The organism is Lysinibacillus sp. FSL M8-0337 (assembly GCF_038593855.1).
Lineage (GTDB): Bacteria > Bacillota > Bacilli > Bacillales_A > Planococcaceae > Lysinibacillus > Lysinibacillus sphaericus_D.
This window is the reverse complement of record NZ_CP151996.1, coordinates 3,504,693-3,522,383: the sequence shown is the minus strand read 5'-3', so window position 1 is coordinate 3,522,383 and position 17,691 is coordinate 3,504,693. Positions and strand designations below refer to the sequence as shown.

Below are 17,691 nucleotides of genomic sequence, written 5' to 3'. Positions count from 1 at the left end.
TGGAACGCACCACATGTTCAAAGATAGACTGTTCTAGTAAGTAGAAAAAGTTAGCAACACCTCGTAGAAAATAAAACCTTCGAGGTGTGCGACTTAACCGCATTAAGGTGAACTAAAATTTTTTGTTTCTATTATATAGCTCCTTTTTCAGCTCTACTATGCAGTCCTATCTTTCATAGATTTTTATTATGAGTTAGTAGGGAGAGAGTGCTTTATGACAAAATCACAACAAGTTATTGAACAAACACAAAATTACGGTGCTGCAAACTATCATCCACTGCCAATCGTTATTGCAGAGGCTGAGGGTGCTTGGGTTAAAGATCCAGAAGGAAACAAATACTTAGATATGTTATCAGCATATTCTGCAGTAAATCAGGGACATCGTCATCCTAAAATTATTGCTGCATTAAAAGAACAAGCTGATAAAGTAACATTAACTTCTCGTGCATTTTACAGTGAAAACTTAGGTGAATGGTATGAGCTAGTAGGAAAATTAACAAATAAACAAATGGTTTTACCTATGAATACGGGTGCAGAAGCAGTGGAAACTGCATTTAAAGCAGCTCGTCGTTGGGCTTATGACGTAAAAGGTGTCGAAGAAGGGAAAGCAGAACTAATCGCTTGTAACGGAAACTTCCACGGACGTACGATGCTAGCTGTATCTTTATCATCTGATGAAGAATATCGCCGCGGTTTCGGACCGATGTTACCAAATATTAAACTTGTTGATTATGGTAATTTAGAAGCATTAAAAGCAGCAATTACACCAAATACAGCAGCATTTTTAATTGAGCCAATTCAAGGGGAAGCTGGTATTGTGATTCCACCAGAAGGTTTCTTAAAAGCTGCACGTGAACTATGCCGTGAAAACAATGTATTATTTATTGCGGATGAAATTCAAGCTGGGTTAGCTCGTACAGGTAAAATGTTTGCATGTGATTGGGAAGAAGTAGAGCCTGATATGTACATCTTAGGTAAAGCATTAGGTGGCGGTGTATTCCCAATTTCTTGTGTAGCTGCTAACCGCGATATTTTAGGTGTCTTCAACCCAGGTTCACACGGTTCAACTTTTGGAGGAAATCCTCTAGCATGTGCTGTGTCAATCGCATCTATTAAAGTATTATTAGATGAAAAATTAGCAGAGCGTTCACAAGAACTAGGTGAATATTTCAAAGGGAAACTACGTGAAATCAACAACCCTGTGATTAAAGATGTTCGTGGTCGTGGTTTATTTATCGGTATGGAATTAACAGAGGCAGCTCGTCCATATTGTGAAAAGTTAAAAGAATTAGGCTTATTATGTAAAGAAACACATGATACTGTTATTCGTTTTGCACCACCATTAGTTATTTCTCAAGAAGATTTAGATTGGTCAATTGCTCAAATTGAAAAAGTATTTAAACTTTAACAAAATGTTCACATTTTATTTCGGAAGTGTGTTACAATGATGCCGATATACTATCATTATAAAAACAAAGAGGCGATTTAATATGTCTGAAAACTTAAATCTGTTCACATCAACTCAAGATGTTATTCAAGAAGCTCTTAATAAACTAGGCTATGACGAAGCAATGTATGAATTACTGAAAGAACCGCTTCGTATGCTACAAGTACGCATTCCAGTTAAAATGGATGATGGTACTACAAAAGTATTTACTGGTTACCGTGCTCAGCACAATGATGCAGTAGGACCAACAAAAGGTGGCGTACGTTTCCACCCAGCTGTTTCAGAAGAGGAAGTTAAAGCGCTTTCAATGTGGATGACATTGAAATGTGGAATCGTTGATCTACCGTATGGCGGAGGTAAAGGCGGTGTCATCTGTGACCCACGTCAAATGTCTATGGGTGAGATTGAACGTCTAAGCCGTGGTTATGTACGTGCAGTAAGTCAAATCGTAGGACCAACAAAAGATATTCCTGCGCCAGACGTATTTACAAATGCACAAATTATGGCATGGATGATGGATGAATATAGCCGTATGGACGAATTCAACTCTCCAGGGTTCATCACAGGTAAGCCACTTGTACTTGGTGGTTCTCAAGGTCGCGATCGTGCAACTGCTCAAGGTGTTACAATCGTTATCGAAGAAGCTGCAAAAAAACGTGGTATTGATATTAAAGGTGCTCGCGTTGTTATTCAAGGATTTGGTAACGCAGGTAGCTTCTTAGCTAAATTCATGAATGATTTAGGTGCCAAAGTAATTGGTATTTCAGATGCATATGGTGCACTTCATGATCCTGAAGGTTTAGATATCGACTACTTATTAGATCGTCGTGATAGCTTCGGAACTGTAACAACATTATTCGAAAACACAATTTCAAATAAAGATCTTTTAGAGCTTGATTGTGATATTTTAGTTCCTGCCGCAATTGAAAACCAAATTACTGCTGACAATGCGCATAATATTAAAGCAAACATTGTCGTAGAAGCAGCAAACGGTCCAACAACAGCAGAAGCAACTAAAATTTTAACAGAGCGTGGTATTTTACTTGTACCAGATGTATTAGCATCTGCAGGTGGTGTTACAGTATCTTACTTCGAGTGGGTACAAAATAACCAAGGTTATTACTGGACAGAAGAAGAAGTAGAAGAACGCCTTTACAAAAAAATGGTTGAAGCATTTGACAATGTTTATACAACTGCCACTACACGTAACATCAATATGCGCTTAGCTGCATATATGGTTGGTGTACGTCGTACTGCAGAAGCATCACGCTTCCGCGGATGGGTTTAATCTATCAAAAAGGGTCGTCTCCAATTTGGAGCGACTCTTTTTTGTATAGAATGAAGCCGTTTGCCCTTTAGCAAAAGGTAATGCTAACAAAACTATTTTACGGAGATTTTTTTTGTTTGTAAGTATGAGATGTTCGAGCCGTTGCTCCAACACTTTTTTCTTTTCCACGCGCCTCTTTCTTAATTGCATTATTCGCAATACTAGCAAGCTCCCCAATATAATTCCGCATCCAATGATTGCACTAATAAGCATAAACAAAATTCCTTTAGGATGTAATAGCTTAACTATATAAAGTATGTCTATACAAAATCTGAACAGCTACACCTTACTCGTTAGGAAGCGTTCATTATTGAATATTTGTTTGTTAAAAACTAACTACCAAAAATTCTTATTGTTCATAAGAAAACGGCAAGAAATTTTTTGTAAAATAAACTCTGTTACAACGGTTCAGTTTTTGTTCAACTTATGTATGGTAGGATACTAATTAAAAATAATAATTTTGAAGAACCAAAGGCGATCGTTTACTCTCACTCTAATTATTAAGTATTGAGGCTGTTAAAAATAAAAGGTAGATTGAATCTGAGAACGCTTAAATCAATAGTAGAATTTAGTTGATTCGATTTCTTTTAATTACTTATATACAGCGACTATCCAACTAGAAGGGGAAATGTGGCAAATGCAAAAAGGGAATTAAAAATTAAGGAGGCGTGATAATGAAAAAAAATATTGGAATTATCGTAACTATTATCATGCTATTTATGGTCGTGTTTTTCATCGGTAATCGTCATTACTTTTTTGTAGATAACCCGCAAATTGTCCATGATGGTGCTGTCACAATTGATGCAGAACAATTACAAAAACATAAGACTGTAAAACTAGAAGGGACATGGGCTTTCTATCCAAATGTATTAATTCCATCGTGGGAGTCCCTTTCTAGTTATGAAAGTAAAAGAATTCCTATTACTGTACCTGCAAATTGGCATGACTATGTTCAGCGAAATACAGAAGGGATCACAGTTGGAACTTATCATGTCAAAGTAAAAGTACCAGTTGACGGACAGTATGGCTTATACATACGGACAATACGCCAGTCGAGCCGTGTATTTATTAATGGCACGGAAGTAGGCGCAAGGGGCAATCCAAGTACAGAAAGAACTGATTTTCGTACGGAAAATGATGATAAATATACGGTCTTTGCACAAAGTGACAACAGTGTACTTGATATCGTGATACATGTAAGCAATTTTAATTATCCACAGGCGGGTATTATTTACCCGATAGAATTTGGCACAATAGAAGCCATCGAACATCACTATCGAGTTAAAGTTTTGGCAGATGCTTTGGTTAGTATGGGGTATATTATTTTTGGCATTATTTATATCATATCGTATGCGCAAAACCGTCAGCGCAAGGAAGAACTGCTTTTTGGTTTGTTTACGATATTATTAGGGTGCTATATGTCATTTATCAATCAAAAATTATTTTTCTTATTAATCCCCGATATTTTAACAATCTACCAAATTCGTTTACAATTAGGCATCTTACCGCTTGCGCTTATTTGTTTAACACTTTTTATTTATTTTTTGTATCCGCAGTTGGCGAAAAAAAGAGTTATTTATGCATTGGTTATTTTGCTTAGTATCGTTTTTATTATTTATGGAATTTATAATCCATTTACTCAGAGAGCTACCTCTGCACAAGCTCTAACGACTAGAAAAATTATTTATATTGCAGTAATAGCTCCGGTTGTACTTTATAATGTGTGGATTCTTATCCGTATTATGATGAAGCGTATCGAAGGGGCACAATATATTTTAATCGTTTTTGCCTCTCTTTGCTGTTATGCAACGTTATTAATCTTTAATTTTTTAACGGGTTTCCCAATTGATTATACGGAAATCATCTTATTTTTACTTGTACTATTGGGATTCGCCTCATTGTTAAATTTCCGTTTTAATACAGCATTTATAAAAGTGCAAACATTATCGGAGGAGCTGTTTGCACATAACAAAATGAAAGATGAATTTCTGCTGAAAACTTCCCAAGAGTTACGCATACCTTTGGATGGAATTTTAAATCTGTCAAAATCGTTAATGGAAGGCGTACAGGGACCATTAAAGCGTGCACAGCAGGAGCATGTGATTTTAATTCATCATGTCACACAACGTTTAGGCTATTTAGTTGAAGATTTATTATTTTCCTCGAACCATATGATTGGAGAAGTGCGTGTTTCACCTCGTGTGGTTCCGGTAATGGTTATTAATGAAATGATAGAAGAAATGCATAGCGTGATGCCGCATGATAAAAATGTACGTTTAATCAGTAAGGTTGATTCGACCTTGCCAGCAATGTATACAGATGAGTTACGCTTTAAACAGGTGCTATACAATTTATTACATAATGCCATACAGCATACGGAAGTTGGACAAATTACAGTAACTGCTCGTATAGATGATAATCATATGGTCATTGCCGTAAGTGACACAGGATCTGGCATTCCACATCATGAATTAGAGCGCATCTTTAATGCTTTCTATCAGGTGAATATCGATCATAAAAAAGAAGGTCTCGGCTTGGGGTTAAGCATTGCAAAAAATATCGTAGAAAAATTGCAAGGTGAAATTTTTGTAGAAAGTATCCTTGATAAAGGAACTACTTTTACATTTACAATGCCCCTAGCAATGGCAGTAGATAGTAACAAAGAAAAACAACTTACGCTTGTTTCAGATGCACAAGCGTTGCGTCTCGATTTACCGCTACTTTATAAAGGAAATGACAAAAAAATCCTTGTTGTAGATGACAATCACTTGAATATCAAAGTATTAGCAGATGCACTTATGCAAAAAGGCTATACGGTTATTGGGGTAGATAATGGCTTTGAGGCGATGGAATATATTAAATCGCAAAAAGTGGATTGCATGTTAATTGACCTGATGATGAACGGCATGTCGGGCTATGAATTATGTAGACAAGTACGTAAACAATATGACATGTTGGAATTACCGATTATTGTTTTAACTGCAATCATGAAACATTCAGATTTAGTGTTAACATTACAAGGAGGAGCCAATGATTATTTACGAAAGCCAGTTGCCATGGATGAATTGTTTATTCGCATTGAGTCATTGTTAGCTGTGCGGCAATCATCATTAGATGCTATTGAAGATGAGATGAATTATTTATATACGCAAGTGACACCTCACTTTGTTTACAACACGCTGAATACGATTATTGGATTAAGTTATGTAGATGTGGAAAATACTAGAGAAGCACTCTACTGTTTAGCAACGTATTTTCGGGCAAAGCTGAATGTCCATTATCGCAATAGTATGGTGCCGATTGAAGAAGAAATGGAACTTGTTAAAGCTTATCTTTATATTGAAAAAATGCGCTTTGGTGATCGTTTGATTGTTAAATATGATTTGGACGAATCCATTCAACTGCTTATCCCTGCCTTGTCAATTCAGCCATTAGTAGAAAATGCTGTTTTTCATGGGATTTCAAAAAAAAGGGAGGGCGGTACAATTGAAGTGAGCGTCAAGCGAGAGGGGCAATTTGTTCGTATTAAAGTATACGATAACGGTGTCGGAATACCAGATGATAAATTACAACAATTATTAAACGAAGAAAGCTCTCGTATTGGTTTTACAAATCCATTGAAAAAATTTAAGTTAATGAAAAATGCAAGTCTCCGATTATATAGTGAAGAAGGTAAGGGTACAACCATTTTAATATTATTACCAGAAGGTGATGGAGCATGAATATAATCATTATCGATGATGAAAAGATGGGCATAGATGTATTAAGTATTATGTTAGGGCGACTTATGCAATTTCAGATTTCTATAAAAGGGGCATTTACTACTATGGCTGATGCCCTTATTTTACTTGAAAAAGAAACAATTGATCTTGCCTTTTTAGATATAGAAATGATAGATATGCACGGTTTACAAGTTGCAAAACAGCTATTGTTAAAACAACCATCTTTGCAAATAATTTTTGTCACAGCGCATGCACAGTTTGCGGTGGATGCATTCGACATTGAGGCTACTGATTATTTGTTAAAGCCTGTTCATGAGAAACGACTTAGCAAAGCGATAATGAAGGCACAGCAAAAGTGGCAATTACAAAAAGAAACAACTAGAGATAAAAGAGTAAGCCCATTGTATGCTCATACACTCGGTAGTTTTTATTTACTAGATGCGCAGAAAGAGATGGTGAAATGGCGTACTAGAAAAGTTCGAGAGTTGTTTCTATATTTATGGTTTCATCGAAAGAGACCCTTATTAAATGTGGTTATTCTAGAGGAATTATGGCCAGAATTAGAGTTTGAAAAGGCCGCAAGTAATTTGCATACGTCTGTCTATCAATTAAGAAAAATTTTAAAAGAAAATGGTTTTGAGGACCCGATTCAGTTAGTCAATAATCATTACCAACTAAATGTTGAAATTGATAGTGATTTTGAAGAACTGGGTCAATTACTTGAACGAGAACATCACAGTGAACAAACAATTCAACAAGTGTTAAATTGCTACGAAGGTGATTTTTTAGCAGAGGAAGAATATTCTTGGGCGATTCAAATGCAGCTCCGTTTAAAACAAGGTGTACTCCATTTGCTTGAAACGTATATTGCGAATACGAAGGAAATAAATCCGCTCTTACAATTAAATTGTCTACAAAAAATGCTTGAACTAGATGAATTTAATGAACAGTATATGTTTTTACTGTTGCAATTTTTAATCAAGCAAAATAAAAAACAAGAATGCATCCTTTGCTACGATGAAATACAGAGAAAATTACAAGATGAATTAGGTGTACCTGTGCCTAAAAAAATACATAGGGCATATGCGGATTATTGTATGCGCGTATAATGGTGCATAAATCTTTGCTTTCTACTCTAGAAATATGAGAAAATCCAACTAGAAAGGGGCGATTTCCATGAATTCATTTACATTTTATAATCCAGTGAAGTTACATTTTGGTGAAGATGCGTTAGAGAAATTACCGAAAGAATTAGCGCAGTTCGGTCAGAAAGTGCTAGTTGTTTATGGCGGAGGTAGTATTAAAAAGAATGGTGTGTATAATGCTGTCATTGAAAAATTACAAGAAGCGGGCAAGACCATTTTTGAATTGAGTGGTGTTGAGCCCAATCCACGTGTAGAGACAGCTCGTCTAGGCATAGAGATTTGTAAAAAGGAAGGGATTGACCTTGTGCTCGCTGTCGGAGGTGGTTCTGTTATTGACTGTTCCAAATTAATAGTAGCTGGGGCTAAATACGACGGGGACGCATGGGATATTGTCAAAAGAAAATTTGTGGTGAAAGATGCCCTACCGTTAGGAACGGTGTTAACACTAGCTGCAACGGGCTCTGAAATGAATTCCGGTTCGGTCATTACGAACGCTTCAACAGAAGAAAAATTCAGTTGGGGTAGTCCTGCTGTCTTCCCTAAGTTTTCTATTTTAAATCCAGCATACACAGTGACTGTACCAAAAAATCATACAGTCTACGGTATAGTGGATATGATGTCCCATGTCTTTGAACAATACTTTCATAATGCAACCAACACACCCATTACTGATGAAATGTGTGAAGGTGTACTAAGAACAGTAATTAGCACGGCCCCTAAACTTATCGAAGATTTAGAGAATGTGACATTACGGGAAACGATTTTACTAGCAGGAACAATTGGTTTAAATGGCTTTTTATCAATTGGTTCCCAAGGGGATTGGGCTTCGCACAATATTGAACATGCCGTATCAGCCATTTATGATATACCGCATGCAGGTGGTTTAGCAATATTGCAACCACATTGGATGCGTCTAAATGTATCGGTTAATCCTGAGCGCTTTGCGGGTATTGCGACACGCGTCTTTGGTGTTGATGCAACTGGAAAGACAACAGAGGAAGTTGCCCATGAGGGGATTGATCGTCTATCGGCATTTTGGACATCTTTAGGTGCACCAAATCGTTTAGCCGATTATGATATTGATGATGCAAAATTCGACCAAATAGTTGAACATGCCATGGAAAATGGACCTTTTGGCAACTTCAATAAGTTACAAGAAGAAGATGTACGTACAATTTTACAAAATGCACGCTAGGTTATAGTGTGACAGATAAGGATGTATCAAAGAGTGAGATTATCACTTTTGATACATCTTTTTTCTTTTACTCATTACATAAAACCGACTACAAACAACTGTCGATTATTTGGGTTAATTGTCAAAAATGTTCAGAATTTGTTCAGGTAATTTTTTTAAAATGAATGTAATCATTTTTGAATTGACAGGGGATGTAGAGAGAATGTTAAAACAATTGATTGAAAACCATATTACGATGCACTGTGAGAGTCATTTTTTTCAGCCGAATATTTACGAACTGAAAAATTGTATCGAAGTATTAGGAATTGAAGCGACTGCGTTACGAATGGACAATGATCAAATTGCCGCAGGATATGTAGTCGACAATCGTATATTTTTTAAAAGCATGCGATATGGACAAACGACGATCACATTAACTGATGGTCAAAGGGAAGCGATTGTGCACCTTTATGTTCGTCCTTCTGGAGAAATGATGCTGGAGGTAACGCCGAATTTAGAAGATGCTGAAATCGTGCTAGTATATTATCGAACGATTTTAGCTGAAACGGCGATTGCAATTGATTTAAAAGGGGCTTTGAAACACTATTTAGTAGCGCATAATCTTATGAATGATGAAGATGCCATTACCGAAGTGCATTATATATCGATGCATCCGAATGTACTGAAAGATTCCTATGCAGGTAATTTTGTTTTAGGTTGTCATCCAAACGGAGAGCCGTTAACAAATGCTGAAGAATTTGAATTAGCCAATCGTCTGGCTACATTAGAATTTTCGAAAATTATGATTCAACAGGGTGGCGTACAAAAAATGATTTGTTTAAGAATGCTTCTAACTTTTATGATTACAGATTATGTAATTGTCTCACAGAAACTTGAATGCATTTGTAAATGATAGACTTTTTTACGTATTTTATATTAAATAGCCAACTGCCTAGCTGGCAATTGGCTATTTGTTATTGTTCTTTTGTAGGTCGTTCCCCAACATGCTGCCAATTTAATCTACCATCATCCTCATCAAATAAAATAGCTACTTTTGAAACGCCTTTTTGACTTAGTAGTACTTCTGTTAAATGGTCGCGTACATCATCCAAATATGCAAGGGATAGATTCGGGTCAGCTTCTGCCACAAGCTCTACATGTAAAAATTCTCCTTCTTTAATTACTTCTAAACGCACGATATCTTTAATATTTGAGTTATCCATTACAAGATGAGCAATATGATTCAGCATTTCCTCATCCGTTTCACCAATAACACCACGTGCGTTATCTAGGAATACCTTGCCAACTACATAAAACATCATACAGCCAATAATGATTGACACAAGTCCTTCAATTCTCGCCCAACCAGTAAAATGCGCAATAAGGATTGCGGCAAAGGCTAAAACGTTACCACCTGTAGCTACTAGATCTTCCATAAAAACTAATTTAGTTGCAGGTTTTGCACGATTTAAATACGTAAATGCTTTTGCGATAGAAGCGAGGCCAGCTTTTTCTTGTCCAGCCTCATGTAGCACCTCGACTGCTGCTTTTGCAAGAACCGTACCTTCTAATACAATCCCAATAAACAACACACCGAGTGCAATAAACATTCCTTTCGATTCACCTGAAGGATGCATAAAATGATGCCAGCCTTCCTTAATCGTCTCATAAGATAGGATGGCTACAATAATTACGGCGAATAAACAAACAAGATTAACAATTCGCCCAAAGCCTCCTGGAAATTGCTTTGTAGGTGCTTTTTTCGAAAGGGCGGAGCCGATATAGACGAAAAATTGGTTTGCAGCATCACCAAGGGAGTGCATCATTTCGGCAAACATAGCCACATTGCCTGTGAAGAAAAAAGCAATCCCTTTAATGATTCCTAAAAAGGCGTTTACAAATGCAGCCATCAGGGAGGGTTTATTACCGTCTTTTAATAGTTTTAATATTTCTGTCATAGAGTCCTCCAACTAGTTTAAGATTTCCATTTCTATTTTTTCAATATAAGGTAAGGTACGTAATGAACGATAAAACGACAGTAAGTTATCTGAGACAATTAACGATAAACGGAAATCTAATTCGTGTAATACTTGATCATTCGCTATTGGTATATCTTTAATACGAATATTTTCAATTACAATGTTGTTTTCTTTTAAAAAAAGAAGAAATGATTCTGTATGGTCATCATTATCAATCTGAACCTTTAATGATACTTCTCGCATCCGAATTCGTTTTGGTCCGATTTTCATAAGAAAAGGAGATAAAACTTCGATGCCGAAAACAATGATAATTACTGCAAGTGTTGCATCCATGTAGAAGCCTGCACCAACAGCAATCCCAATACCAGCAGCTCCCCAAATCATAGCTGCAGTAGTTAAGCCAGAAATACTATCATTACCTCGTCTTAAAATGACACCTGCTCCAAGAAATCCGATGCCGCTAACTACTTGTGCTGCTAAACGAAGGGGATCCATTGTAATATTTATATCTCCTCTTGGAGGTGTTGAGTATGCAGTTTCGATAGAAATAATGGTAAGTAAGCAGCTAAATGTAGCAATCACCAAACTAGTTTTTAATCCAACAGGCTTCTTTTTTAATTCCCTTTCAATACCGATTACTAAACTTAATGTGGCTGCAATCACTAATTTTATTCCAACTTCATATGTAATCATATTCTCCAATAATGTTTCCAAACGCAACCCTCCATTGTTATTTCGTATTGCTAAGAGATATGCAAGCTGTCATTATTATATGTACATTACTTTTTTGTATTGTACATCACGCAAGTAATGAAGTATAAGCTTTTTTTATGGAGGTGGATTCAATGAACGAACCAAATATTCATCCATATATCCCAATTTTTATAGGTGTTATTTCAGTATCTTTATCAGCTATATTTGTGAAATTAGCAACTGCGGATGCTGGTGTTATTGCTTTTTATCGTATGCTGTTTTCTGTCATAATCATGGCACCACTATTTTTTTGGAAATATACCAATGAATTAAAACAGCTATCTATTCGAGATTGGTGTTTTTCTTCTATAGCGGGTGTTTTTTTAGCTTTTCACTTTATTTTGTGGTTTGAGTCACTAAATTACACATCTGTTGCAAGCTCAACTGTGCTTGTGACACTTCAACCACTTTTTGCGTTTGTAGGTACATACTTTTTCTTTAAAGAGGCGATTACTGTAAAAACTATTTTTGCAGGGGCTATTGCCATTGTTGGAAGTGTATTAATAAGCTGGGGTGATTTTAAACTAAGTGGATCTGCGTTTTATGGGGATATGCTTGCTCTAATTGCTTGTGCACTTATTACAATATACTTATTATTTGGCCAAGATGTACGAAAACGATTATCTCTTGTGACTTATACAATGATTGTTTACTCAGTAAGTACGATTACATTGTATTTCTATGTTTTATTAAAAGGGGAATCATTTGGTCCATATTCGTCTATGGATTGGATGTGGTTTATTTTATTAGCAATTGTCCCTAATTTATTAGGACATACTTTATTTAATTGGTCTATTAAATATGTTAGTACGAATGTTGTATCAATTGCTATATTATTTGAACCAATCGGAGCGGCAGTATTAGCTTTTATTATTTTTAAAGAGTATTTAATCGCTACACAAATCATTGGTGGATGCATTGTAATAGCAGGGATTCTACTATTTGTAGTGGATGATAAAAAGATTTTAAAGTTTTTTATGAAAAAAGCTTGATTTTTATATTGGTATATTATATATTATTACTTGTCCTTAACAAGAAGGACGACTTGAAAATAAAGAATTAAAAAGTTGTTGACTTCTTGTTGAATACAAGTTATGATAATAAAGTCGCTGAAAACAAGCGGCAACAAATGAACCTTGAAAACTGAACAAGCAAAACGTAATCAATATAGTTTTTACTAGCTAACTTCGTTAGTGAACGAAACAAAATTTTGGACATCAAAATTGATGCCAGCAAAACAATTTGAGCTAATCAAATTTCTTTTATGGAGAGTTTGATCCTGGCTCAGGACGAACGCTGGCGGCGTGCCTAATACATGCAAGTCGAGCGAACAGAGAAGGAGCTTGCTCCTTTGACGTTAGCGGCGGACGGGTGAGTAACACGTGGGCAACCTACCTTATAGTTTGGGATAACTCCGGGAAACCGGGGCTAATACCGAATAATCTATTGTTCCTCATGGGACAATACTGAAAGACGGTTTCGGCTGTCGCTATAGGATGGGCCCGCGGCGCATTAGCTAGTTGGTGAGGTAACGGCTCACCAAGGCGACGATGCGTAGCCGACCTGAGAGGGTGATCGGCCACACTGGGACTGAGACACGGCCCAGACTCCTACGGGAGGCAGCAGTAGGGAATCTTCCACAATGGGCGAAAGCCTGATGGAGCAACGCCGCGTGAGTGAAGAAGGATTTCGGTTCGTAAAACTCTGTTGTAAGGGAAGAACAAGTACAGTAGTAACTGGCTGTACCTTGACGGTACCTTATTAGAAAGCCACGGCTAACTACGTGCCAGCAGCCGCGGTAATACGTAGGTGGCAAGCGTTGTCCGGAATTATTGGGCGTAAAGCGCGCGCAGGTGGTTTCTTAAGTCTGATGTGAAAGCCCACGGCTCAACCGTGGAGGGTCATTGGAAACTGGGAGACTTGAGTGCAGAAGAGGATAGTGGAATTCCAAGTGTAGCGGTGAAATGCGTAGAGATTTGGAGGAACACCAGTGGCGAAGGCGACTATCTGGTCTGTAACTGACACTGAGGCGCGAAAGCGTGGGGAGCAAACAGGATTAGATACCCTGGTAGTCCACGCCGTAAACGATGAGTGCTAAGTGTTAGGGGGTTTCCGCCCCTTAGTGCTGCAGCTAACGCATTAAGCACTCCGCCTGGGGAGTACGGTCGCAAGACTGAAACTCAAAGGAATTGACGGGGGCCCGCACAAGCGGTGGAGCATGTGGTTTAATTCGAAGCAACGCGAAGAACCTTACCAGGTCTTGACATCCCGTTGACCACTGTAGAGATATGGTTTTCCCTTCGGGGACAACGGTGACAGGTGGTGCATGGTTGTCGTCAGCTCGTGTCGTGAGATGTTGGGTTAAGTCCCGCAACGAGCGCAACCCTTGATCTTAGTTGCCATCATTTAGTTGGGCACTCTAAGGTGACTGCCGGTGACAAACCGGAGGAAGGTGGGGATGACGTCAAATCATCATGCCCCTTATGACCTGGGCTACACACGTGCTACAATGGACGATACAAACGGTTGCCAACTCGCGAGAGGGAGCTAATCCGATAAAGTCGTTCTCAGTTCGGATTGTAGGCTGCAACTCGCCTACATGAAGCCGGAATCGCTAGTAATCGCGGATCAGCATGCCGCGGTGAATACGTTCCCGGGCCTTGTACACACCGCCCGTCACACCACGAGAGTTTGTAACACCCGAAGTCGGTGAGGTAACCTTTTGGAGCCAGCCGCCGAAGGTGGGATAGATGATTGGGGTGAAGTCGTAACAAGGTAGCCGTATCGGAAGGTGCGGCTGGATCACCTCCTTTCTAAGGATATTTTCGGAATACAAACCTTGGGTTTGTAAGATTACGTTTTGCGTTCAGTTTTGAAGGTTCATCATTACGATGAAATACTTCAAAACTGTGCTCCTGTCGCTACGCTTTCGTCGCAAATTTGCGAAGAAGTAGAAACAGGTAGTGAATTTGTTCTTTGAAAACTGGATAAAACGACATTGAAATTGTAACAAACACATTTATTTTTTAAGTTTTTTATAGGCTTAATAACAAATGAAGGTTTCGAGATACGAGTAAGACAAGGAAGCGATTGAGTGAGAGAAGGAGCGTACCTCTGTACGTGACTGACCGAACGAATGAAGCTGACGCTGGATTACGATGTATATCGGAAGCTGCAGGTTAAGTTATTAAGGGCGCACGGCGAATGCCTTGGCACTAGGAGCCGAAGAAGGACGGCACTAACACCGATATGCTTCGGGGAGCTGTAAGTGAGCTTTGATCCGGAGATTTCCGAATGGGGGAACCCACTACGTTTAATCGCGTAGTATCTTGACGTGAATACATAGCGTCTTGAAGGCAGACCCAGGGAACTGAAACATCTAAGTACCTGGAGGAAGAGAAAGAAAAATCGATTCCCTGAGTAGCGGCGAGCGAAACGGGAAGAGCCCAAACCAAGAGGCTTGCCTCTTGGGGTTGTAGGACACTCTATACGGAGTTACAAAGGAATGAGTTAGATGAAGCGACTTGGAAAGGTCCGCCAGAGCAGGTAAAAGCCCTGTAGTCGAAAGTTTATTCCCTCCAGAGTGGATCCTGAGTACGGCGGAACACGTGAAATTCCGTCGGAATCCGGGAGGACCATCTCCCAAGGCTAAATACTACCTAGTGACCGATAGTGAACCAGTACCGTGAGGGAAAGGTGAAAAGCACCCCGGGAGGGGAGTGAAAGAGATCCTGAAACCGTGTGCCTACAAGTAGTTAGAGCCCGTTAATGGGTGATAGCGTGCCTTTTGTAGAATGAACCGGCGAGTTACGATTACGTGCGAGGTTAAGCTTTAGAAGGCGGAGCCGCAGCGAAAGCGAGTCTGAATAGGGCGAATTAGTACGTGGTCGTAGACCCGAAACCAGGTGATCTACCCATGTCCAGGGTGAAGGTGAGGTAACACTTACTGGAGGCCCGAACCCACGCACGTTGAAAAGTGCGGGGATGAGGTGTGGGTAGCGGAGAAATTCCAATCGAACTTGGAGATAGCTGGTTCTCTCCGAAATAGCTTTAGGGCTAGCCTCGTGATGAGAATACTGGAGGTAGAGCACTGTTTGGACTAGGGGGCCATCCCGGTTTACCGAATTCAGACAAACTCCGAATGCCAGATATTTATACACGGGAGTCAGACTGCGAGTGATAAGATCCGTAGTCAAAAGGGAAACAGCCCAGACCACCAGCTAAGGTCCCAAAGTAATCGTTAAGTGGAAAAGGATGTGGCGTTGCACAGACAACCAGGATGTTGGCTTAGAAGCAGCCATCATTTAAAGAGTGCGTAATAGCTCACTGGTCGAGTGACGCTGCGCCGAAAATGTATCGGGGCTAAACGATTCACCGAAGCTGTGGATTGACATCTACGATGTCAGTGGTAGGAGAGCGTTCTAAGTGCGTTGAAGTCAGACCGGAAGGACTGGTGGAGCGCTTAGAAGTGAGAATGCCGGTATGAGTAGCGAAAGACGGGTGAGAATCCCGTCCACCGTATGACTAAGGTTTCCTGAGGAAGGCTCGTCCGCTCAGGGTTAGTCGGGACCTAAGCCGAGGCCGATAGGCGTAGGCGATGGACAACAGGTTGATATTCCTGTACCACCTCCTCACCGTTTGAGAAATGGGGGGACGCAGTAGGATAGGGTAAGCGCGCCGTTGGTTGTGCGCGTCCAAGCAGTAAGGCGTGTGTGTAGGCAAATCCGCACACTGTAACGTTGAGCTGTGATGGCGAGTCCGTATGGACGAAGTTCCTGATTTCACACTGCCAAGAAAAGCCTCTATCGAGGTGAGAGGTGCCCGTACCGCAAACCGACACAGGTAGTCGAGGAGAGAATCCTAAGGTGTGCGAGAGAACTCTCGTTAAGGAACTCGGCAAAATGACCCCGTAACTTCGGGAGAAGGGGTGCTCTTGAGCGTGCAAGCGCATGAGAGCCGCAGTGAATAGGCCCAGGCGACTGTTTAGCAAAAACACAGGTCTCTGCAAAACCGTAAGGTGACGTATAGGGGCTGACGCCTGCCCGGTGCTGGAAGGTTAAGAGGAGTGGTTAGCGCAAGCGAAGCTGCGAATTGAAGCCCCAGTAAACGGCGGCCGTAACTATAACGGTCCTAAGGTAGCGAAATTCCTTGTCGGGTAAGTTCCGACCCGCACGAAAGGCGTAACGATCTGGGCACTGTCTCAACGAGAGACTCGGTGAAATTATAGTACCTGTGAAGATGCAGGTTACCCGCGACAGGACGGAAAGACCCCGTGGAGCTTTACTGTAGCCTGATATTGAATTTTGGTACAACTTGTACAGGATAGGTAGGAGCCAGAGATCTCGGAGCGCCAGCTTCGAAGGAGGCGTCGGTGGGATACTACCCTGGTTGTATTGAAATTCTAACCCATGCCCCTTAGCGGGGCAGGAGACAGTGTCAGGCGGACAGTTTGACTGGGGCGGTCGCCTCCTAAAAGGTAACGGAGGCGCCCAAAGGTTCCCTCAGAATGGTTGGAAATCATTCGTAGAGTGTAAAGGCACAAGGGAGCTTGACTGCGAGACCTACAAGTCGAGCAGGGTCGAAAGACGGGCTTAGTGATCCGGTGGTTCCGCATGGAAGGGCCATCGCTCAACGGATAAAAGCTACCCCGGGGATAACAGGCTTATCTCCCCCAAGAGTCCACATCGACGGGGAGGTTTGGCACCTCGATGTCGGCTCATCGCATCCTGGGGCTGTAGTCGGTCCCAAGGGTTGGGCTGTTCGCCCATTAAAGCGGTACGCGAGCTGGGTTCAGAACGTCGTGAGACAGTTCGGTCCCTATCCGTCGTGGGCGTAGGAAATTTGAGAGGAGCTGTCCTTAGTACGAGAGGACCGGGATGGACACACCGCTGGTGTACCAGTTGTCTTGCCAAAGGCATCGCTGGGTAGCTATGTGTGGACGGGATAAGTGCTGAAAGCATCTAAGCATGAAGCCCCCCTCAAGATGAGATTTCCCATTACGCAAGTAAGTAAGATCCCTCAAAGACGATGAGGTAGATAGGTTCGAGGTGGAAGTGTGGTGACACATGGAGCTGACGAATACTAATCGATCGAGGACTTAACCAAAAAGTTTGAAACATTCAATGAACCGTTTATCCAGTTTTG

General features: G+C 40.2%; 9 protein-coding genes and 2 rRNA genes. 9 read left to right on the top strand and 2 right to left on the bottom strand.

The window, feature by feature from the left end:
• Positions 1–214: 214 nt before the first annotated feature.
• The 6 genes from MKY08_RS17130 to MKY08_RS17105 all read left to right on the top strand — a co-directional run bounded on the left by MKY08_RS17130 (position 215) and on the right by MKY08_RS17105 (position 9,728).
• A complete protein-coding gene (locus tag MKY08_RS17130; protein ID WP_069509735.1) occupies positions 215–1,408 on the top strand; it encodes an ornithine--oxo-acid transaminase in 1,194 nt (397 codons plus the stop codon).
• A gap of 82 nt (positions 1,409–1,490) precedes the next feature.
• The gene (locus MKY08_RS17125; protein WP_069509732.1) at positions 1,491–2,735 is read left to right on the top strand and encodes a Glu/Leu/Phe/Val dehydrogenase; all 1,245 of its coding nucleotides are present in this window, start codon (positions 1,491–1,493) and stop codon (positions 2,733–2,735) included.
• A 713-nt stretch (positions 2,736–3,448) separates the two neighbouring features.
• On the top strand, positions 3,449–6,496 hold the full coding sequence (locus tag MKY08_RS17120) for an ATP-binding protein (protein WP_069509729.1): 3,048 nt from the start codon (positions 3,449–3,451) through the stop codon (positions 6,494–6,496).
• A complete protein-coding gene (locus MKY08_RS17115) occupies positions 6,493–7,605 on the top strand; it encodes a response regulator (RefSeq protein ID WP_069509725.1) in 1,113 nt (370 codons plus the stop codon). Before MKY08_RS17120 ends, MKY08_RS17115 begins: the two co-directional genes overlap by 4 nt.
• A gap of 67 nt (positions 7,606–7,672) precedes the next feature.
• On the top strand, positions 7,673–8,836 hold the full coding sequence (locus tag MKY08_RS17110) for an iron-containing alcohol dehydrogenase (protein WP_069509722.1): 1,164 nt from the start codon (positions 7,673–7,675) through the stop codon (positions 8,834–8,836).
• Positions 8,837–9,038: 202 nt separating this feature from the next.
• Positions 9,039–9,728 (top strand): hypothetical protein, encoded by a 690-nt coding sequence (locus MKY08_RS17105; protein ID WP_069509719.1) that lies wholly within the window; start codon positions 9,039–9,041, stop codon positions 9,726–9,728.
• A 61-nt stretch (positions 9,729–9,789) separates the two neighbouring features.
• Here the strand turns inward: MKY08_RS17105 and MKY08_RS17100 are convergent, their stop codons facing one another.
• Both MKY08_RS17100 and MKY08_RS17095 read right to left on the bottom strand, forming a co-directional pair.
• The gene (locus MKY08_RS17100; protein WP_069509716.1) at positions 9,790–10,773 is read right to left on the bottom strand and encodes a cation diffusion facilitator family transporter; all 984 of its coding nucleotides are present in this window, start codon (positions 10,771–10,773) and stop codon (positions 9,790–9,792) included.
• 12 nt (positions 10,774–10,785) lie between these two features.
• The gene (locus MKY08_RS17095; protein ID WP_069509711.1) at positions 10,786–11,508 is read right to left on the bottom strand and encodes an MgtC/SapB family protein; all 723 of its coding nucleotides are present in this window, start codon (positions 11,506–11,508) and stop codon (positions 10,786–10,788) included.
• A 131-nt stretch (positions 11,509–11,639) separates the two neighbouring features.
• Here MKY08_RS17095 and MKY08_RS17090 point away from each other — a divergent pair, with 131 nt between their 5' ends.
• The 3 genes from MKY08_RS17090 (at position 11,640) to MKY08_RS17080 (ending at position 17,652) form a co-directional block, all read left to right on the top strand.
• On the top strand, positions 11,640–12,539 hold the full coding sequence (locus MKY08_RS17090; protein WP_069509707.1) for a DMT family transporter: 900 nt from the start codon (positions 11,640–11,642) through the stop codon (positions 12,537–12,539).
• A 269-nt stretch (positions 12,540–12,808) separates the two neighbouring features.
• Positions 12,809–14,360: ribosomal RNA gene (locus MKY08_RS17085) — 16S ribosomal RNA — on the top strand.
• Between the two features lie 364 nt (positions 14,361–14,724).
• A 23S ribosomal RNA gene (locus tag MKY08_RS17080) occupies positions 14,725–17,652 on the top strand.
• The 16S and 23S rRNA genes sit together here, the layout of an rRNA operon.
• Positions 17,653–17,691: the final 39 nt, after the last annotated feature.